4 protein-coding genes are annotated in these 18,756 nt (G+C 72.1%); 3 read left to right on the forward strand and 1 reads right to left on the reverse strand.

Annotated elements, in window-relative coordinates; genetic code table 11:
• Nucleotides 1–20 precede the first annotated feature (20 nt).
• The 3 genes from ACFVFH_RS27920 (at nt 21) to ACFVFH_RS27930 (ending at nt 17,484) form a co-directional block, all read left to right on the forward strand.
• The gene (locus tag ACFVFH_RS27920; RefSeq protein ID WP_383773549.1) at nt 21–14,672 is read left to right on the forward strand and encodes a hypothetical protein; all 14,652 of its coding nucleotides are present in this window, start codon (nt 21–23) and stop codon (nt 14,670–14,672) included.
• Between the two features lie 50 nt (nt 14,673–14,722).
• Entirely contained in the window at nt 14,723–16,324 is a 1,602-nt protein-coding gene (locus ACFVFH_RS27925) for a hypothetical protein (RefSeq protein ID WP_383773551.1), read from the forward strand.
• A gap of 599 nt (nt 16,325–16,923) precedes the next feature.
• Complete coding sequence (locus ACFVFH_RS27930; RefSeq protein WP_383773553.1) at nt 16,924–17,484, forward strand: DoxX family protein; 561 nt, start codon at nt 16,924–16,926, stop codon at nt 17,482–17,484.
• Between the two features lie 121 nt (nt 17,485–17,605).
• Here the strand turns inward: ACFVFH_RS27930 and ACFVFH_RS27935 are convergent, their stop codons facing one another.
• Nucleotides 17,606–18,751, reverse strand: a complete 1,146-nt coding sequence (locus tag ACFVFH_RS27935; RefSeq protein ID WP_383773682.1) for an RNA polymerase sigma factor — start codon at nt 18,749–18,751, stop codon at nt 17,606–17,608.
• Nucleotides 18,752–18,756 lie beyond the last annotated feature (5 nt).

Raw genomic sequence — 18,756 nt, forward strand, 5'->3', positions numbered from 1 at the left:
ACCACCACGGGGCGGCGCCCGTGCTGACCCCGTCCCCGGAGGCGCAGACGCTGCTTCTGGTCTTCTCGGGCGAGAAGTGGCCGTCCATCAACGAGGACCTGCTGCGGGAGGTCGCCGACTACTACGACGCACTGGTCGGCAACTTCGACGACCTCCAGACCTATCTCGTCGGCGCCGAGAGCTACATCAAGGCGAATTTCTCCGGCAAGGCAGCCGACCAGTTCGCCCAGTACGCCGAGTACCTCTCCGGCGGCGGCAACACGTCGATCCTGAACGCCTGTGCCGACCAGGCCCAGAACCTCGCCAAGATCGCCCGGGACACCGCCAACCAGGCGGAGTACGCGAAGTGGATGATCCTCGCCCAGGTCATCGAGCTGATGATCGAGATGGCCTTCGAGGCAGCGGTGAGCTGGATCCCCGGCCTGAACGCGGTCGCCCATGCCATGACCGTGATCGCCGAGATGGCACTCATGATGATCGCCAAGGCCGTCATCAAGTCGCTGATCAGAAGCATTCTGATCCACACCGCCATCAGTGTCGCCATCGGCGCCGCGATGGACGTGGCCATTCAGCTGATCCAGAAGGGACAGGGGAACCGCAAGGACTGGGACTGGGACGCGACCAAGAGCACGCTCGGATTCGGTGCCCTCCAGGGCGTGTTCGGCGGCGTCTTCAACCCGATCGGCGGTGCGCTCGGCAAGAAGATCGGCAAGATCGTCGGCAGCGACGGGGCGAAGTGGCTGGGCGAGCAGATCGGCCACCACCTCGACACGCTGGCCGGAAAGACGGGCGCGAACAAGGGGCTTGCGCACGCCCTCGGCAACATCCTCGGCGGGGTCGACGGGGAGCTGGTGAAGAACCTCGACAAGGGCACCGGGAAGCTGGTCCCGGACAGTTTCGTCGACAAGGTCGGGAACGCCTTCGCCAAGCACGGGTTCAACGGGCTGACGGGGGACGCGGCGCGGAACGTCGGCAAGAGCTGGGCGAGCTCCCTCAACAAGCACTGGTCCACGGACCTGACCGCGCACCAGGTGTCCAAGAACATCGCCGACGACCTGAGCAAGAGCATCGGTGGCCAGATCGACGACGCGGCGCTCACGACTCTGTCGCACACCATCACCGGGGACATCGCGAAGTCCCTCAGCTCGAAGGCGATGTCCGAGACGCTGAGCAGGATGCAGAAGTTCGGCTTCGCGGCGGGCCTGTACGGCACATCGGCGGCCGTCGAGGCGGGGGCCCAGAATCTGGCCGAGGGTACGTACAACCTGATGACGCAGGGCACGTTCACCACGAGCTGGGAGACGTTCGTCTCCGGCGTCGCGCCGAACGCGTTCAGCCACGCGATGCGGCACACGGTCGTGCATCCGTTCCTCGCCCACTCGAACTCGCCGATCGCCAACTTCCTCAAGGGCCTGAACACGAAGCTCGACACCCTGGACAACGTTCCGGGGGAGTACGGGCCGAAGCTCACCCCGAACGACACGTCGGTACCGGACGCCCAGGGCGCGGCGGACCGGGCGACCACGGGAAGCAGCACCGGACCGGATCCGGAGCCGCAGGCGGACACGACCCCGGATCCGCAGACGGCCACGGCGCCGACGCCGACCGCATCCACGTCGTCCACGACATCCACACCGACGCCGACGTCCACGAACTCCTCGGAGGCGACGGTGCCTCCGACACCCTCGCCCGTCGTGACGCAGACGCAGACGGTCGCCCAGGAAGTGCCTCAGGCGGTCCCGCAGACCACGCCCCCGGTCCAGACGCCGCCGCGGGCGACGACGCAGCTGACACCGCAGGCACAGGCACAGACGGTGTCGAATCCCGCACCTTCCGTACCGGCGCCCGGGAGCGGCTCGAAGGCGCCAGTGCAGACGCCCCTCGTCCCGCGGCCCACGCAATCGAATGCCGTCTCCTCCGACCTCAGGAACCTGACGCCCAACCACAGCGCCCCGATGCCCGTGCCGACGGCCACCCAGACCCTCGGGACGTCCACGAACGGGCTCGTCGTCGAGACGGTCGGGCCGGCGGCACCACCGACACCGACCCTGGTGCCGACATCGACATCGGAGTCCGTACCGGAGGCGGCCCCCGGCCCCGTCGAGCAGACCGATCCCAGCGGCGGACCGATCCCGGTCACCGACAACGACCAAGCCCTCGACAACGCCGCCGACCACGTCGACGACAACAACAACGCCAACGACAACGACAACAACGCCAACGGCGACGACAACGGCTCACCGGACGGCTCCGCGCCGACCACGCCCCTCGCGCCCGCCCTCGTCCTCACCAACTCCGACGGCACGACGAAGCCCATCCACGTCCCCGGCTTCCTCGTCGACGTCTCGACGTACCTGGACGCGGACGGACAAGTCCCCTTCCGCGGCGCGGTCGGCGGGCACCTCGCCGTCCAGCTCGACCACAGCAGCAAGGACCCCGTACAGCTCGCCGGAGAACTGGCGGACAAGGCCGGTGTCACCCTCCAGGCCCCGGACACCCTGGCACTCGCCCTCGCGGACCAGCCGCACACCTTCCTCGGCGACGGCCGACGCTTCACCGTCACCACCACCGACGGCCGGAAGCGCGAACTGCGCGTCAAGGCGATCCCCGACCAGAACGAGTGGAAGGTCGTCCCGGAGGACGAGGACGCCCCCACCGACCCCGTCAAGTTCGACACCGTCCAACGGTCCCAGCAGACCGAAGGCCCGTCCTTCTCCGATACGAGCACCGTCCAGGCCCCGGTCTCCCTCGCGATCGGGGCGAACGTGGTGGGCCGGATCACCGTCACGCCCGGAATGACCACCAGCCGGGACTCCAACCTCAACACCCAACTGCTGTCGCAGCGCGAGACCCGCAGCCACGGCGCGTCCGTCAAGCTGGGCACCCAGGTCACGTACGAGCTGACCCTCCACGACATCCCCGTCACCGAGTCCGCCGGCCCGCCGGGCGCCCACCACGGCGCGCAGACCATCACGCACACGGTGCCGAACGGCATGGTCGTCCGGATCCCCGAGGCGCACACCACCAGTGCCCGGCCCGACCCGCGCAAGGACCGGGTGCCGCTGAAGTTCACCACGGAGTCCGGCGAACGGGCGACCATCGAGCACACCGAGTCGTACTTCAACCTCGACGCCATGACCGACTGGGTGCTCCAGCACACCGACTCCCCGGTCGGCAGCGGCAACTACCAGGCCGTCGTGCACCATTTCTCGGCCGAACACCTCACCCAGATCGACGGCCGCGACCCCGTTCCGCCGCTGCGTCTGCACAAGACCGACGGCTCGGCGTCCGGCACCGTCACCATCGGCCGGCCAGTACCCAAGCGCCACTGGGTGATCGACACCGGAGCCGACTTCGAACTGCGTGACACCGGACAGTTCACACAGAAGAACGAGAGCAGCGTCCACCGCGACCACAACCTGGACGCCTCCCTGTTCGTGGGCGGCCAGGCGGACCCCACCGGCTTCTCCGAGGCCTTCGCCGCACCGCGCATCCAGGCGGGCCTGACGTTCGGCTACAGCCACTCCTCACGCAACACGGCCAACCTCGGCGGAGCCGCCAACGCCAAGCACGGCGAGCGTTCCCCGAAGGACGTCCGGACGGTGCTCGTCCTGCGTGAATCGCTGGTCACGGTACGGATGCCGGACGGCACGCACCAGACGTTCACGGTCGGCAGCCTGGTCCGGATGCCGGTCGGCGAGGCCCAGCGGCTGGCGGGCTGGGACAACCAGGACGGACTGCGCGTCGGTGTCAACGCCCCGGAGAAGCCCGCCTACTGGAACGGGGACGACGGAAAGGTCACCATGCTCGGCCCCGGGCGGCCGGGCGAGATCCACGTCGGCACGCCTTCCCGTGCCCCGGAGGCCGCGGCCAACGACGTCCGCACCCCCGAGCAGAAGCTCGTCGACTCACTCCTCGACGACCTGAAAAAGGCCGACCCCGGCCTGCCCCTCGCGACCCGGGCCCAGGTCGCCGCGGCCGACCAGCACCGGAGCTGGTTCAAGAGGCTCTTCCGGCGCGGCAGGGCCTCCGTCAACGCCGTGGCCAACACCCGCACCCTGATGGCCGCCCTCTCCAAGCAGGGACTGCGGGAAGGCATGCACCAGGCAGCCACCGCGGAGGGCATCCGGGTCGTTCTCCTCGGCTCGACGTTCACGAAGGACCGGGGCTACGCCCTCACGGTCCGGGCCGACCTCGACGATCCGGCCTACGTGGGCAGCGCACGCCGCACCTCGACCGAGGCGACCGGCGGTGGGGAACGGTTCGACACCGGCCAGCAGATCACGCACACCCTGGGCGTGGGCCTCGAAGCCACCTTCGCCGCCCGGCAGAACGCGAAGGACGAACTCGGCACACCCATCAACACGGGCACCGGAGGCATCGGCGCGCGCGGCATGCTGCGAACCACCCGACAGGTCAAGTCCGGGGGGACCGCCACCCGGGAGGACCTGTTCGCGCCCGCACCGGGCACCGACTACTACGACTTCACCGGCCGGCTGACCTTCGAGATCGAGCGCTCGTCGTTTCCGCAGCCCCTCATGCAGGCGCTCACCCTGGGCGGGATGCGGGCCCTGGCCCGGTACGGCGGGGACTCGCACGTCCGGGCGGTGAAATGGCTGTACGAGCACGCGGGGCTGGGCGGGATCGGCGGGACCACGGACGGGAAGACCTCCGTACAGCTCACCCCGCACGCGCTCGCGTTCACCTTCGGCGTGCCCGACGGCCTGTCGAAGACCGGCGGGATGTCGGACGCCGACCGGGGCAGGTTCACCGGGAGCCTGGAATCCAGCGAGCTGCCGGACGTCGGGAACCCGAAGACGGACGAGATCACCTCCAGGGGGCTGGCAGCCGTCACCCTTTCGGCCCGCCCCGACCGGACGCTGCTCGATTCGGCGCTCGACCTCGCCGGGAAGACCTCGGGCGACGCATGGCGGCTGACCGACGCCGGAGCCCTGATGTCCGAGCGGATCCGGCGGATCTTCGGGCAGCACTCCCTCACCGCCCTCTCCGACCAGGTGTTCTCGCCGGGCGGCCACACCATCGGCAGCCTGCACGACAAGGGAACCCTGTTCGGCGGGGACGAGTCCCTCTCGCTCACCGGAACCCGCCACAACCTGAAGGTGGTGGGCACCCCGTTCACCGCGTCGCCCGAGATGAACACCGCGCTGGAGCAGGCGTTCGGCCACACGCGCGGCCGCTCGTGGGGCGGCACCCTCGGCACCACCGGCATGTTCGCAGGGCTGGAGGCGGCCGGTGCCGCACATTTCACCGGCCAGGGCGCAACCTCCCACACCTGGCTGCAGAAGTTCTGGTCCCGGAGCACCGGCTCCTCCACCACATCGACACGCGATCTCAACCAGGTCCTGGGCAACGACCGTTGGGTCCTGGTCGTCGCCGACACCGACTACCGGGTCGGTGCCCGCCACAAGCCGCTGGGCCTCTTCGGCCGCCCCTTCGGGAGCACCCGCTCCGACTCGACCCAGGTGATCCGCAAGCCGGGCGGCTGGGTCGGGCTGATCCGGGAACGCGACGCCATGAAGGCCGCCCTGATCGACGACGGCCTGGGCCCGGTCCCGGAGGGCGCCCTGCCCGGCGTGAAGTGGCACAGTCGTAGCGACCTCGACGGGGCGAGCCGTGGTGCCTTCGCCCACAACGCCCCGCAGGACGCCGCCGGGCTGAAGAAGCTCGGGGAGTCACTGGAGAAGGCGGGCATCGCCGAACAGACCCGGCAGACCATCAACGCCATGGTGTCCGCCCGCTCGGCCCGGTCCGCCATCCAGACCGGGGGAACCCTGACCTCCCGCGGCCGCACCTCCGCGCTCGCGCACGTCCGGAAGCTGAACATCCTGGGCAAGGACGTCGCGATCACCGTCCGCCACGAACGCGTCGGCACGCCCGAAGTCGTCGACACGCTCTTCGGCGACCACGAGCTGGGAGCGAGCCGCAGCACCTCCCAGGAGACGTCCTTCGGCTCGTCGAACTCCAACTCGCACGGCGTCAACGGCAGTGAGTCCCTGCGGGGCGCGGGCGGCTCCGGCGGCCTCATCTCCTCCGCCGGAGGCGGCTTCAACGACTCCGTCACCGCCGCCGATTCGGTCTCCGGAGTGGTCACCCAGGTCACCACCGTCCCCGGGCCGAAAGCGGTGGTGGAGACCGAGTGGAAGACCACGGTCACCGTCACCTACTCCGACGGCAGCAACGCCATCGAACCGGCCACCTGGAACGCCACCGTCACCACGACGGAGTCGTACCTGATGCTGGAGCCCGACGGGGACGGCGACATCGAGCAGACCACCCCCACGAGCCTGCGGCCCAAGGCCGCGATGACCGTCGAAGCCCCGAAGAGCGGCCCGGACCCCGCCGAACTTCTGACCGGGACCACGAAGCTGAACAAGGCGGCGGCCCTCAAGGGCGACGGCGGCCTGCACATCCACGAGGTCATCGGTGCGGACCAGGTGCAGGACCTCGGCAAGCTGCTCGTCTCCCGCGCCCACCGCAACGACCGCAGCCACACCACGCAGCACACCTACGAGGGCGGCCGGATGGCCGAAGCGGTGAACCACGCCACGCGCGAGAGCGACCTGGTGAAGTCCGGCGGCGCCGGGTCCGACGCCCTCGAAACCGCGCTGAACGACATCTCCCTCACCTCCGCACTCTCCTCGGGCCACGCCCAGTCCGGCCGGCACACCGTCACCCTCACCGACAACAGTGTGATCGGCGGGGTCGACACCACGCTCGTCGTGGCCACACACCTCGACTTCTCGAAGGCCCGGCGCATCACCGTCAGCGGCCAGGTGAAGTTCGACGACCTGACCGGAACCGGAGCCGGGGCCGAGATGTCCGACGGGACCGGCATCACCACGGTCGGCGGACCCGGCATCTCCGGATCCGCCTCCGGCGCGGGCAAACTGACCGCCACACCCGGCGTCCCCGCCTCCGGTATCGGTACCGGCGCCGGTGACACCCACCGGATCGGACAGGCCGAACAGACCCGGCTCAACCTCAAGCCGCCCGCCGGACACGGCCACCTGTACGCCGTACCCGCCACCTTCCACCTCGCCGCGGGCGCGCAGCGCCACATCAAGGACAGCGCCCTGGGCCGCCCGTTCACCTCCCGCAACGCCCTCCAGTCCGGGAAGACCGGGGCCACGGTCCTCGTCTGGCTGAGCGACCAGCGGGTGCGTGAACTGGAACTGGAACAGCTCGGCACCGAGCAGGCCAAGGCGGCCGAGGCGGTGACCAAGGCCGAGAAGGCATGGGAGGACAACTACAAGGAGTACTGGGAACAGCGGCGGCAGGTGAAGGAGCTGGAGACGAGGGCGGACGCCGCGCGCGACGCCTACGTCAGGCTCCGTCGTGAGGCCGATCCGCTGTACGACCCCGACACACCGGACGCGTCCCCCGAGCCCCTTGGGGGCGGCGGCGCGGGCGAAGACGTGACCCGGGCCAAGAAGGCCTGGGAGGACAGCGGGAAGGAGTTCCGGGAGCGCCACCAGAAGCTGGAGGACCTGGCGAAGAAGGTGAGCGCGGCAGGCGAGGAGTACGCCCGCATCCGTCGCCTCACCGACCCGATGTTCCGCGGCGACCCGAACGCCCCGGCCACGGCCCCCACGTTCACGGAGGAGATCCGCCACGACCACGGCAAGGCGAAGCCGGAGGACGAGTTCACCGAGGTCGCGGGCGACGACGACAACCCGGCCGCGCTCACGATCGACGGCACGACCCTTCCGCTGGTGGACGTGGAGAACGTCGGCCACGGCTTCTTCAACGCCCTGGCGGAAGGGCTCAAGCAGGCCGGCCACCCCGCCGGACCGCCGGCGAACGGCCCCGCACTCCGCCGCGAGCTGGCCGACCTGCTGCGCCCGCAGGTGGCCGGGACGCCCCACGCCTCGCAGACGTCCGACGACTCCGAGGCACAGCACACCTCCGAGACCCCCGGCGCCCCCACGCCCCCGCCGTACTTCACGGAGCTGGCGGCGCTGGTGCCACCCGACCTGACGGACCCGTTCACCGCGGAGGACGTCCGCGAGGCGGGGCTGGCCGATCTCGTCGACCGTCCGGAATCCATGGCGGGGAAGGAGTTCCGGGACCGCGGCGCCGTTCCACCGATGAGAGAGGCGCTGACCGAGCAGCAGCGACGGGCCCTCGCGTGGATCTCCGCCGGCCGGGACGGCGGGCGCGAGACCCTGACCGACCATGGCACGGCCGACCTCTATCCGGCGCTGGCGGCGGCGCTGTGGGAGGTGCCGGTGACGGTGGCGCACAACGGGAAGCTGCACACATTCCTGCCCGAGGGCGGCGAGGCGGGGCCGGAGGCGTGGAAGACGGGCGTCCTGCTGCACCTGAAGGACGGAACGTACCGGTACGTCGACCGTGGAACGACGCCGACGCCGACGCCGACGCCGACGCCGACGCCGACGGCGGAGCCGGAGACACCGACGCGGACGCCCGAGCCGGACCAGGCGGAAACGGTGGCGCAGACACCGGGCCCGGAGACCGTGACCGAGGTGCCGAACCTCGTGCCGGTGGAGGCTCCGAAGCCCGTTCCCACGGTGACGCCGAATCCTGTGCTGCTGGAGACACCGAACCCTGTACCCACGGTGACGCCGAACCCCGTACCGACCGAGGCTCCGAACCCCGTACCCACGGAGGCGTCCCCGTCCCCATCCATCTCCCAGAGTTCCTCGGTGACGGACAAGGAGACAGGCGAGACAGGCGGCGACCCGACCGGTGGCCGCACCGTCTCCCAGGGCATCTTCGAGGTGCTCAACGCGACCTTCCAGGTCGACGAGCAGCTCGCCGAGCTGGGCAAGGGGTTCGACCTGCCCGTGATGGGGCTCGTGGCGTTCGACCAGCACCTGGAGGATCTGCACGTCGACCGCAGCCACTGGGACGCCCTGGACGGCCATCTGGGCCGCCACGGCTCCTCCCTCGCCGAACTGGCCGGCGACGGCGACTCGGGCCGCATCCGCGCGGCGGTCGTGGACTGGCTCACCGCACCCGTCCACGAACCCTCGGGCGCGGTCCACGACGCCGCGGCCCGGTACGGGACGTCGACGGACCACATGGAACGGTTCCTGCGCCGACACGGCCTGCACGACGCCGAGGGGCTGGTGGAGGAGATCGGCGACAACCTGCCGCAGACGTCCGTCGCCGACTGGTTCGCGACCCACCCCGAGGCCCTCGCCCGGCTCCGGGACCGGCAGGACGCCGCCCGGTTCGCAGCCGCCGTGCACGACCTCGGCCTCGCCCTCGGGGACGAGCACGGGTCCGTTCCCGGACCGGCCACCGGTACCCACCTCACCGACTTCCGGGCCTGGCACGCCGGTCCCGGACACCTCGGCCACACCAGCGACGAGCACCTGCGCGAGGCGGCCGCCCGCTGGTACCTCGAATCCCACCGCCGGCTCGGCACACTCCCCGCGGGCGTCGATGCCCGCGCGCTCGCCCGGCTCGCCCGCGCCGCCGACGCCGCGGGCGGGACGGCCCCCGCCGCGTTCCACGAAGCCGTCACCGAGCTCCTTGCCGCGGGGAGCCTCCCGCAGGCCGTCGACCTCGCCACCGCCCTCGGGCACGGGGCCGGTCTCGGCGACGTCCGCGCCCTCACCCGGGGTCTCGGTGCCGACGCCGCCGTCCTGCGCCCCTTCGGCGGACTCCTCGGACACCACCTCGCCCGGCACGCCGCTGCCCCCGACGCGATCGACGCCGCGGTGGCCTCGTTCCGTGTCGACCTGGCGCACCACGGCTTCACCACGGCCGACCTGTCGTTGCTGGCCACGCCGGGCGCCACGGACCGGACCGTCGGCCCCATCGGCACCGAAGAGCTGGACGCCTTCGCCCACTACCTCGTCCATCAGCAGACGCTCGGCAGCACACCGCACTCGGCCGTGCGCGCCTGGCGCAACCTTCCCGACGCGGCGGCCGCCGCCCACGTCGAGACCTGGCGCGCCAACGACACCGCGGGCATCCAGGACGGGAGCCACGTCCTCGGCACCGTCGAGATCGCGCCCCCGACCCAGGACCGGTTCGGCCGCCTCTTCTACCTGGGGCCGATCGCGAGCCGCGCCTTCCGGGCGCGCCGCGTCCTGCTCCCCGACGGCTCCGTACGTGCCGAGGTCACCCTCCCCGTGAAGCTGATCCACCAGCCCGGTGAGGAGCACGTCGCCCAAGCCGCCCGGCAGGTCGCCCAGAGTTCCGTGGACACCTACCTCAACGCCCCCCGCTACCGGCTCCCCAACGGCGATCTGCTGCATGTCACCGTGGAGTTCAGCGACGCCGACGTCCCCGTCGAGAGATACCCGGACGGCTACTTCAAGAGCCCCAGCAAAGGCGTGCACCTCGTCGACGTCAGTCTCGACCCCGGCGGCCGCATGGAAGCGCGCCAGTGGAAGCTGCCCAGCGACAGCCCCGCCGTCTTCGCCCACGAGCTGACCCATCTGCTCGGACCGTGGGACTACTACCGCGAGCACTCGAACACCCTGCGCCCCGTCTACGTCGACCGGGCCCTCATGGGCGGCCCGGTCATCGGTGACCTCCACGGGCAGCCCGCCATCAGCCCGCTGAGCACGACCACCGGACGACTGCACAACCAGCGGCTGATGCCGCGCGACCTGAGCCTGATCGGCTCGGCGATCGACACCGCGTGGAAGAAGGCCGGACTCGGCCCCGGCCCGCACAACGACGTGCCGTCCCTCCTGCCGCGCGACGTCGCGGAACGCGTACTGCGCGGCAACCCGGCCACCGGGGAGCCCGGCCGCCTGGCGCCCATCGGGACCAGCGGACGTCTGCGTCCCACCCCGCTCGGCGACACCAACCCCAACGGCACCTACCTCGCCTCCGGGGGCGGCCGGGAGAACCGGCCCGTCATGATGTTCCCCGAGCACTGGTCGCTGGAGGAGGCGGCCGCCGCCGCCGAGCACGTGCACCGCGAACAGGTCCGGCGCCAACGCATCGGCCCGGACGGCGAGTTCGAAGGAGTCCACCACGGAGTGCGGATCAGCGGCCACGCCCTGGCCGACGGCACCATCACCGACTTCGAGCCCTCGCCCCGGCAGGACGACCTCGCCCCGGCGCTGTTCGCCGACCCGCTCGACGAGCCGCACCCGACGCCCTTCGCCGAGGGGGGCGCCCCGCTGGCCACGCACCGGCTGTGGGACTTCCTCGCGCTCGGCGACCGCTCCCGGGGCATCGGTGGGCATGTGCGCGTCGGCGGGCAGAACGACGAGAGCGCCATGAACCCGACGGGGGTGAAGTACCAGCAGTTCGGGGGGACAACGGCGACCAACCACACCCTGCGCGCCGGCGCCTACGCCCTCGAACTCCAGTCCTGGCAGAACCAGCGCACGCGCGGCGTCCTGACCTCCCCGGGCCCGGCCGTCGCCGTCCTCGACGGCGTCACCGGCCTCAACACCCTCTTCCCCGACCACTGGGGCAACTGGGCCATGGACGACGTCGTCCGCGCCGCCCACCGGAACGCACTCGAAACCGGCTCCTTCACCCTGCTGCCCTCCGGCGGACACCTGTGGCACGCCGTGATCCAGGGCGTGCCGATGCACGGCCAGGTGCTCGACGGCGAACACCAGTGGGTGCGGCCGTCCTGGCACCAGCCCGGACACGGAGGCCCGGGGGCCCAGGAGCTGCTGGCCGTGGCGCGCGACATAGAATTCCACACCGCCGACGGCGCCCACTACCGGATGCACCGGATGCTTTCCCGCAGCGGCGAACAGACCACCATGCTCGTCCGCGTGCTGCACCTGCCGAACGACCGGAGCCCCGCGCCCCTGCTCGACGCGGTGCAGAACACCACACTCTTCATCGGCGACCCCAAGGGCCTCGGCCAGACGTATCTGGGCTTCACGGTCGAGTACGACGGCCCGGACCACGGGCCCGACACCGAGCTGATCGACCAGGCGGCGGCCGGCGGCGGCACGGACGACCTGCCCGCGCTGGTCACCCCCGGAATCGGCGCGCTGCGCCTCTCAGCGCCGCGGATCCTCGATGCGGAGAGCTGGCAGCCGCCCGAGGGCACGAACGACACACCCGTCTGGCGAGCCATGACCTCCGCGGCGCTCGAACTCCACGGCCCCGGCGCCCTGACGCACGAACCCGGTGCCGACGCCCTCGTGCAGCTGCACACCGCGCGGGAACTCGCGCCCCACGCCGACCGCGAGCGCAGCGAGCGGGACCTGGCCGGAGCCACCGGACACCTCTTCCACGAGAACGCCGGAAGCAGCCTGACGATCCCCGAGAACCTGCGAGGGCGCTGGACGGCCGACCGGGTGCGGCTGGCCGCGCTCCAGCACTCCTCCCACGGCCGCCCCGTCCCCGGCCGGTCCGACGCGCGCCGACTGGTTCTGGAGGCGTTCCCCGAGCCGGACGTCCGCTTGGAGATCCACCACGAGCAAGGCGACGACGGCACCTGGAAGATCGCCGACTACGAGATCCACTCCGCCGAAGGACCCGGTGCGCGGCCGCCGCTGTGGCGGCCGGAGGCACACATGGCGGCGACAGCGGCCGCGTTCGGTGTCCACCCCGCGCACCTGTTCGCCCTCGCGGAGGAACTCGGCCTGCCCCACCACCAGGTGACCAGCGCGGCGGCGCTGCTGCGTGGACTCGGCGACCCGCGTGCCGTCGCGGCCGAAGTGCGGCAGCTCGCCGGCCTGCTGGGCGGCGTCGACCCGGGACTGCTCATGGCCCGGACGAGCGAACTGGACATCGGGGTCGAGCACTGGTGGGACCTCGCCTCCCATCTGCGAGGCTCCGGACACACGGTGGCGGAACTGCTCGCCGAGGAACCGGGCGGGGAGCTGGCCGCGTCCTGGGAGCGCGGAACACCGAGGGGCGTCGCCGAGGACATCACGCTCCAGGCCCTCGCTCTCGGAGTCCACCCACGCCGGCTCGAACTGGTGATGGAGGCGGCGCTGATCCACGATCCGACGGTGTTCGGTGAGCACACCCGGCAGCTCTGGTCGTCCGGACTCACTCCGGAACAACTGGCCGAGCAAGTGGCCGGGCACTGGTGGCGCGGCAGCTTCGACGAGATGGCCCGGCAGTTCGGCGCCGTGCCGCAGGCCGAAGGGGCATCGGCCGCCTTCGCCCGCTGGTCCGGGGTTCCCGAGGAGTCCGCCTCCCAGGGGGTGCCGCTGCACCTGCTCACCCTGGCGGACATCACGCACGCCGTGGCGCTGTGGCGGCTCGGCCAGAGCGGTCCGTCCGTCACACTCCACGACGGATCGGACCCCCGCCCGCTCGCGCTCCTGGCCCACCGCCTCGGCATGCGGTCCGATCACGCACGGCTCTATCTCGACGGTCCGGCGAGGGAAGCCGGTGAGCTCCCGCTGACGGCCCATCTGGAACAGCGCCACCTGGCCGCGTTCCACACCTCCGCGCTGTTCACCGACCCCGCTTCCTTCCTGGCACCGGCCCCCCTCGTGGTGCTCGAACTCGCCGACCACCTCGGGATCGACCCCACACTGCTCGGCGCCATCCCGCACCTCGGCACGGACGGCGGACAAACCGTCTCCGCACGGCTTCTCCAGGGCGAGGCCCCCGCCGCTCTCGCGGCCTCGGTGCGCGACCGCCTCGGGGAACTCGGCCTCGAACCCCATGAACTGGCGTGGTTCCAGAACCTTTCGGTGACGGCCGAGGACATCGAGCGGTTCTGGCAGTACGCGGCGGACCACCGCGCGACCCACGGGGAGCTGGACAGGCTGCTCACCGGCGACCGGCGAGCGGGCCCGGTGGCGGTGCGGAAGTGGGCCGAGCACGAGGCGGGAACGACACCCGCGCCCGCGCCCGCGGCACCCCCGTCCACGCCTCCGGCCGGGCAGGAACGGAACGGCGCGCACCACTCCTCGTCCACCACGAACGGCCCGGCCGGGGCCGAACCGCTCACCGGGCAGGACGAATCGCTGCCCGGCGCCCTGCTGGACGTGGCCAGGCGACTGCGATCCGCCGGAGGGGAGGACCGGACCGGGTCGGCCGACGCCGACCTGTTCCAGGGCAGCAGCCCGGCCGCCCGCAGCGCCCGACTGGAGTCCTTCCGCGCGGCGGTGGTCAGGGCCGCGGCCACCGAAGGCGTCGACGAGCGGGCCGCCCGTATCGCCTCGGACATCAAGGCGAGCCAGTACTTCACCGACGGCAACACCCGGACGGCGACGTCGGCCGTCTTCGCGACCTACGCCGCGGCGGGCATCGGCCTCGGCGCGACCCCGCTGGAAGTCTTCGCCGCGATCGGCGAGGCCGAGGTGAACGCGGGCTTCGACCTCGCGGACTGGCTCCGCGAGCGCCGCGACGACGAGGACGGACCCGCGACGGTTCCCTCCGTGGCGGATCTCGAAAGGATCAGCGTCATGGCGGGGCAACTGGCAGCCGCGGAGGCGGCACTCCAGCGGATCGGGGGGTACTGGCGCACCTACGTCCGTGACCATCCGACCGAGTCGGCGGAGGACCGCCACGAGAACTTCCTGGGCGAGCTGCTCGAAGACTCGGAGGCCGACTACGACCTGTGGTCGGACCGCCAGGAGATGGAACGGGCGATCGGCCTCATCCGCCCCACGACCAGGGGAGCCTTCCTGGAAACGGTGGCGCAGCGGCGCGCACCGGAGAACGAGGACGAGACCCTCGTCGAGGAGATCGAGCGCCTCATGGAGGCGCTCGGGCTGGACGAATGACCGGCACGACCATCAGCACCACGGACGACGAAGCAGAAGGAGTGGCACCAGTGGCAGTCACGGAGACGCAGGGCGGTACCCCCGGCGGTGCCGAGGGGTCCGGGCCCGGGGAGGCCGGGGCGCCGGCGGCGGGCCGGGCGCGCGCCACGGCGTCCGTCAGCAACGGCGTGATCGGTGCGGAGCCGGACGCGTCGCAGGCCGCGCCGGAGGAGAAGCCCGCACAGCAGCCGAAGCCCGATCCCGAGGCAACGGCAGAAGCCGAGGCAGAGGCGGAGGCCGCGGTCGCTGCCACGGCGGAGGCTGGGGCCGAGCCCGGGACGGCGGCGGGCGTCGCCTCCGCGCTACGGGGGAGCAGTGCGCCCAAGCCTCCCCAGGCCGAGGCCAGGTCCGAGGCCGGCGCCGGGGCGAAGACGGAGTCGGCCGAAGCACCGCGGTCCGAGGCGCCTTCGTCCGAGGAAGCCGCTGCGTCCGAGGAGGCGGCCGTGCCCCAGGGGGCGGCTGTGCCCGGAGAGGTCGCCGTGCCCGCCCCCGCGTCCGTGGCGGCCGGAGCCGACACGGGCGCCGCCCCGACCGCGGCCGCTCCCGCCCGGTTCTCCTGGCTGCGGTCCGGCCGGGCCGCCACCGCCGTCGCGTCCGGCGGTTCGGGCGACGGGGCGCCCGACGCAGAGGCCGCCGGGGCAGCGGGGAGCCCGAACCGCATATCCCGTCCCGTGGTCGCCGCCGCCGCGATCGGCGGAGTGGTTCTCCTCGCCACTCCCTTCATCATCGGCGCCAACTCGGGCGACGACCCGAAGGACGGCAAGGGCCACAACGCCGCCGCCGGATACGACGGTCCGAGCACCTCCCCGTCCGGGTACGTCCCCAGCGCCGAGGACGGCGACAAGGCTCCCGGCGCTACGTCGCCCGACGGCAAGGCACCGGGAGGCAAGGCGCCCGCCACCAAGGGCGGCTCCACCGCGAAGGTGCCCCCGGCGCCGGAGAACAATGCCGTCGCCGACTCCGCCGGGAAGGACAGCGTGGCCGACGGACCGACACCCCCCGGGAGCCACGAGGCACCCGCGAAGAAGGGGTCCGGCACCAAGGCCACCGGCGGGGGCGCCGCAGCCGAAAACACCGTCAAGTCCGCCGCCGTCCAGCAGTTCTCCGCCTACGCGGGCCCGCACTGCTCGGGTTCCGGCGTCTCCTACAGCGAGCACGGATCCTCGAAGGTCGCCAACGACGACGACCAGTGGACGACCGCGACCGGCGGCTACTCGTCCAACGGCTGCAACGGCCGGTTCCGTTCCGTCCCGATGTCGGGTGACGGCAGCGACGCGGGCAACTACGCGACGTGGTCCTTCAGCACCGGTGCCGTCACCTCGGGCACCTGCCGCATCAGCGTGCACATCCCCGGCTCCGGTGACATCCGGCACGTCGGCGGCTCCCCGTCCTACTACACCGTGCACGCCGGGAGCAGTTCCTCCGGTTCGCAGCTCGCGAGCTTCAAGATCGACCAGGTCAACCACCAGGGACAGTGGGTGGCGGCCCCGAGCGTGAAGATCAACGGGGGCCGGGTGGCGGTCGTGCTCCACGACCGAGGCAAGGACTGGAACTCCCACGGCTCGACGGACGCGCACCACGCGGCGGACGCGGTCTATGTGAACTGCGGCTGACGACCGGCGCCCCTGGGACCCGTCTTCGGGCTGACGCCTGCCGTGAGCTGTCCGGCACGCAGGCTCGCCGCGTGGTCGGAGTCGTCCCCGTACGCCCTGTACGGGGACGATCCCGCGCCTTGCGCTCGCACGCACCGGACACACCGCACGGCCCGGCCTCCGGCCGGACGACGGCGCCTCGAAGACAGGCCCGGGACCGGCACGTCACCCGGCTCGACCGACCGGGCGGCGCGGACGGGCTTCGGACTGCTCCCGTCTCCGGAGGGGAGCAGCCCGGAGCCACCGCGCCCGGCCCAGGACCGGCGGAAGATCCGACGTCCGGGGCCCGTACCGGAGGCGGCCATTGCCCGGCACATCCGCAGATAGCGCGTGTACTCCGCCGCTCCGGGGTCGATACCTGCCGGAAGAGGGGGAACGATGGGAAGGGCAAGCCGACGTCACGCGGTTCCACGCGTGAACGTCGGGCAGCCCGGCCGAGAGGCCGACGGCCCGGTCGCTTCCTGTGGCCCGGAGCCCCTCCCGGCAGCGCCGCGATGCTCCGTGCCCATGGTGCCGGGACGCCCGAGCGCCGGACAAAGAGCGCAGAGTGGGAGCCACCCATGAACGTCACCCTCAACGAGAAGTTGCGCGCCCCGCCCCCGCCGGAGCGCGGTGCCCGGCCGGCGGGAGCGCCCGCCGTCTCCGCGGGCGACTGCGGTCTGCTCCTCCTGAGAATCACCTTCGGCCTTCTCATGGCCGGGCACGGAAGCCAGAAGCTCTTCGGCCTGTTCGGCGGTGAGGGCTTTGCCGCGACCGGCAGGTACTTCTCGGGCCTGGGCTTCCGCCCCGGACAGGTCTACGCCGCGATCGGCGGCGGATCCGAATTCCTCGGAGGCATCGGCCTGGCACTCGGGCTGTTCACCCCTCTGGCATCGGCAGCCGTGATCGGCGTGATGATCAATGCGATGGTGACCGTCACGGCGGCGCACGGGTTCTGGGACACACAAGGCGGCGTCGAGCTCAATGTGTGCATCGCGGTCGTGGCGCTGGCAGTCGCCGCCATCGGACCCGGCCGCTTCGCCCTCGACCGACCGTTCCGCTGGGGAAAGGGCGGCTGGACGGAGGCTGCCGTTGCCCTGTGCGCCGGCGGCATCGGTGCCGCCGTCGCGCTGGCCCTGTGAAACACGGGCGGCCGCGGGGAGGCCGACAGGAGGGACCGGCCGGGGACGGGCCGCGTGCGCACGGCCCGGTACCACCCCGTCGCGTCCCTCGTCGGCCGGCCCCGGGCGCACCCGCGCCCCGTCAGCGGCGCCCACCGGCATGGAGCCGGGCGGCCTGGCGCGTCAGATGATCGCGCTCGGCGGAGTTCAACGCCTTTCGGGCCGCCTCGGCGTACAACCGCGCCGCCGCCGTCAGGTCACCGTCCCGCTCGTGGAGGTACGCCGACACCGCGGCGTAACGAGGCAGTGAGTCGTCCAGCGACCCGAGCAACGCCAGACCGGCGCGCGGTCCGTCCGCCTCGCCGACGGCCACCGCCCGGTTGAGCCGGACGACCGGGCTGTCGGTGAGCCGAGCGAGTTCGTCGTACCACTCGACGATCTGGACCCAGTCGGTCTCCCCGGCGGTCGGCGCGTCGGCGTGGAGCGCCGCGATGGCGGCCTGCGCCTGGAATTCGCCCAGCCGGTCGCGGGCGAGGGCCTTCTGCAGGATCTCGACGCCCTCCGCGATCGACTCGGTGTCCCACAGGCCCCGGTCCTGCTCGGCCAGCGGCACCAGACCGCCGTCGGGCGCGGTCCGGGCGGCGCGGCGGGCGTGGTGGAGCAGCATGAGGGCGAGCAGCCCCGCCACCTCGGGGTGATCGACGAAGGCCGCGAGCTGCCGCGTGAGCCGGATGGCTTCGGCCGCGAGGTCGACGTCGCCCGAGTAGCCCTCGTTGAACACCAGATAGAGGACACGCAGCACGGTGGCGACATCGCCGGACCGGTCGAACCGTGCCCCGGAGACGGTGCGCTTGGCCCGGCTGATGCGCTGCGCCATGGTCGCCTCGGGCACCAGGTAGGCCCGCGCGATCTGGCGGGTGGTGAGCCCCCCGACGGCCCGCAGCGTGAGCGCCACCGCGGACGACGGCGTCAGCGACGGATGGGCGCACAGGAAATAGAGCTGGAGCGTGTCGTCCACCGCCGAAGCGGCCCCCGGTACCGGTTCCCCGTCGACGCGTTCCTCACGACGGCGGCGGGCGGCGTCGGCCCGGCTCGCGTCCAGGAACCGGCGCCAGGCCACGGTGACGAGCCAGCCCTTCGCATCGCGCGGAGGGCCGGACGGCCAGACCCGGAACGCCTCGACCAGCGCGTCCTGCACGGCGTCCTCGGCCGCCGCGAAGTCGGCTCCGCGGCGGACGAGGATGCCGAGCACCCCCGGGGCGATGCTCCGGAGCAGCGCCTCGTCCACTTCGA

Origin of the sequence: Streptomyces sp. NPDC057697 (assembly GCF_042799335.1) — a bacterium.
Classification (GTDB): Bacteria; Actinomycetota; Actinomycetes; order Streptomycetales; family Streptomycetaceae; genus Streptomyces.

Bases quoted from the DNA above. Each gene is read 5' to 3' on its own strand.
- ACFVFH_RS27930 (WP_383773553.1), top strand. From the start codon at position 16,924: ATGAACGTCACCCTCAACGAGAAGTTGCGCGCCCCGCCCCCGCCGGAG.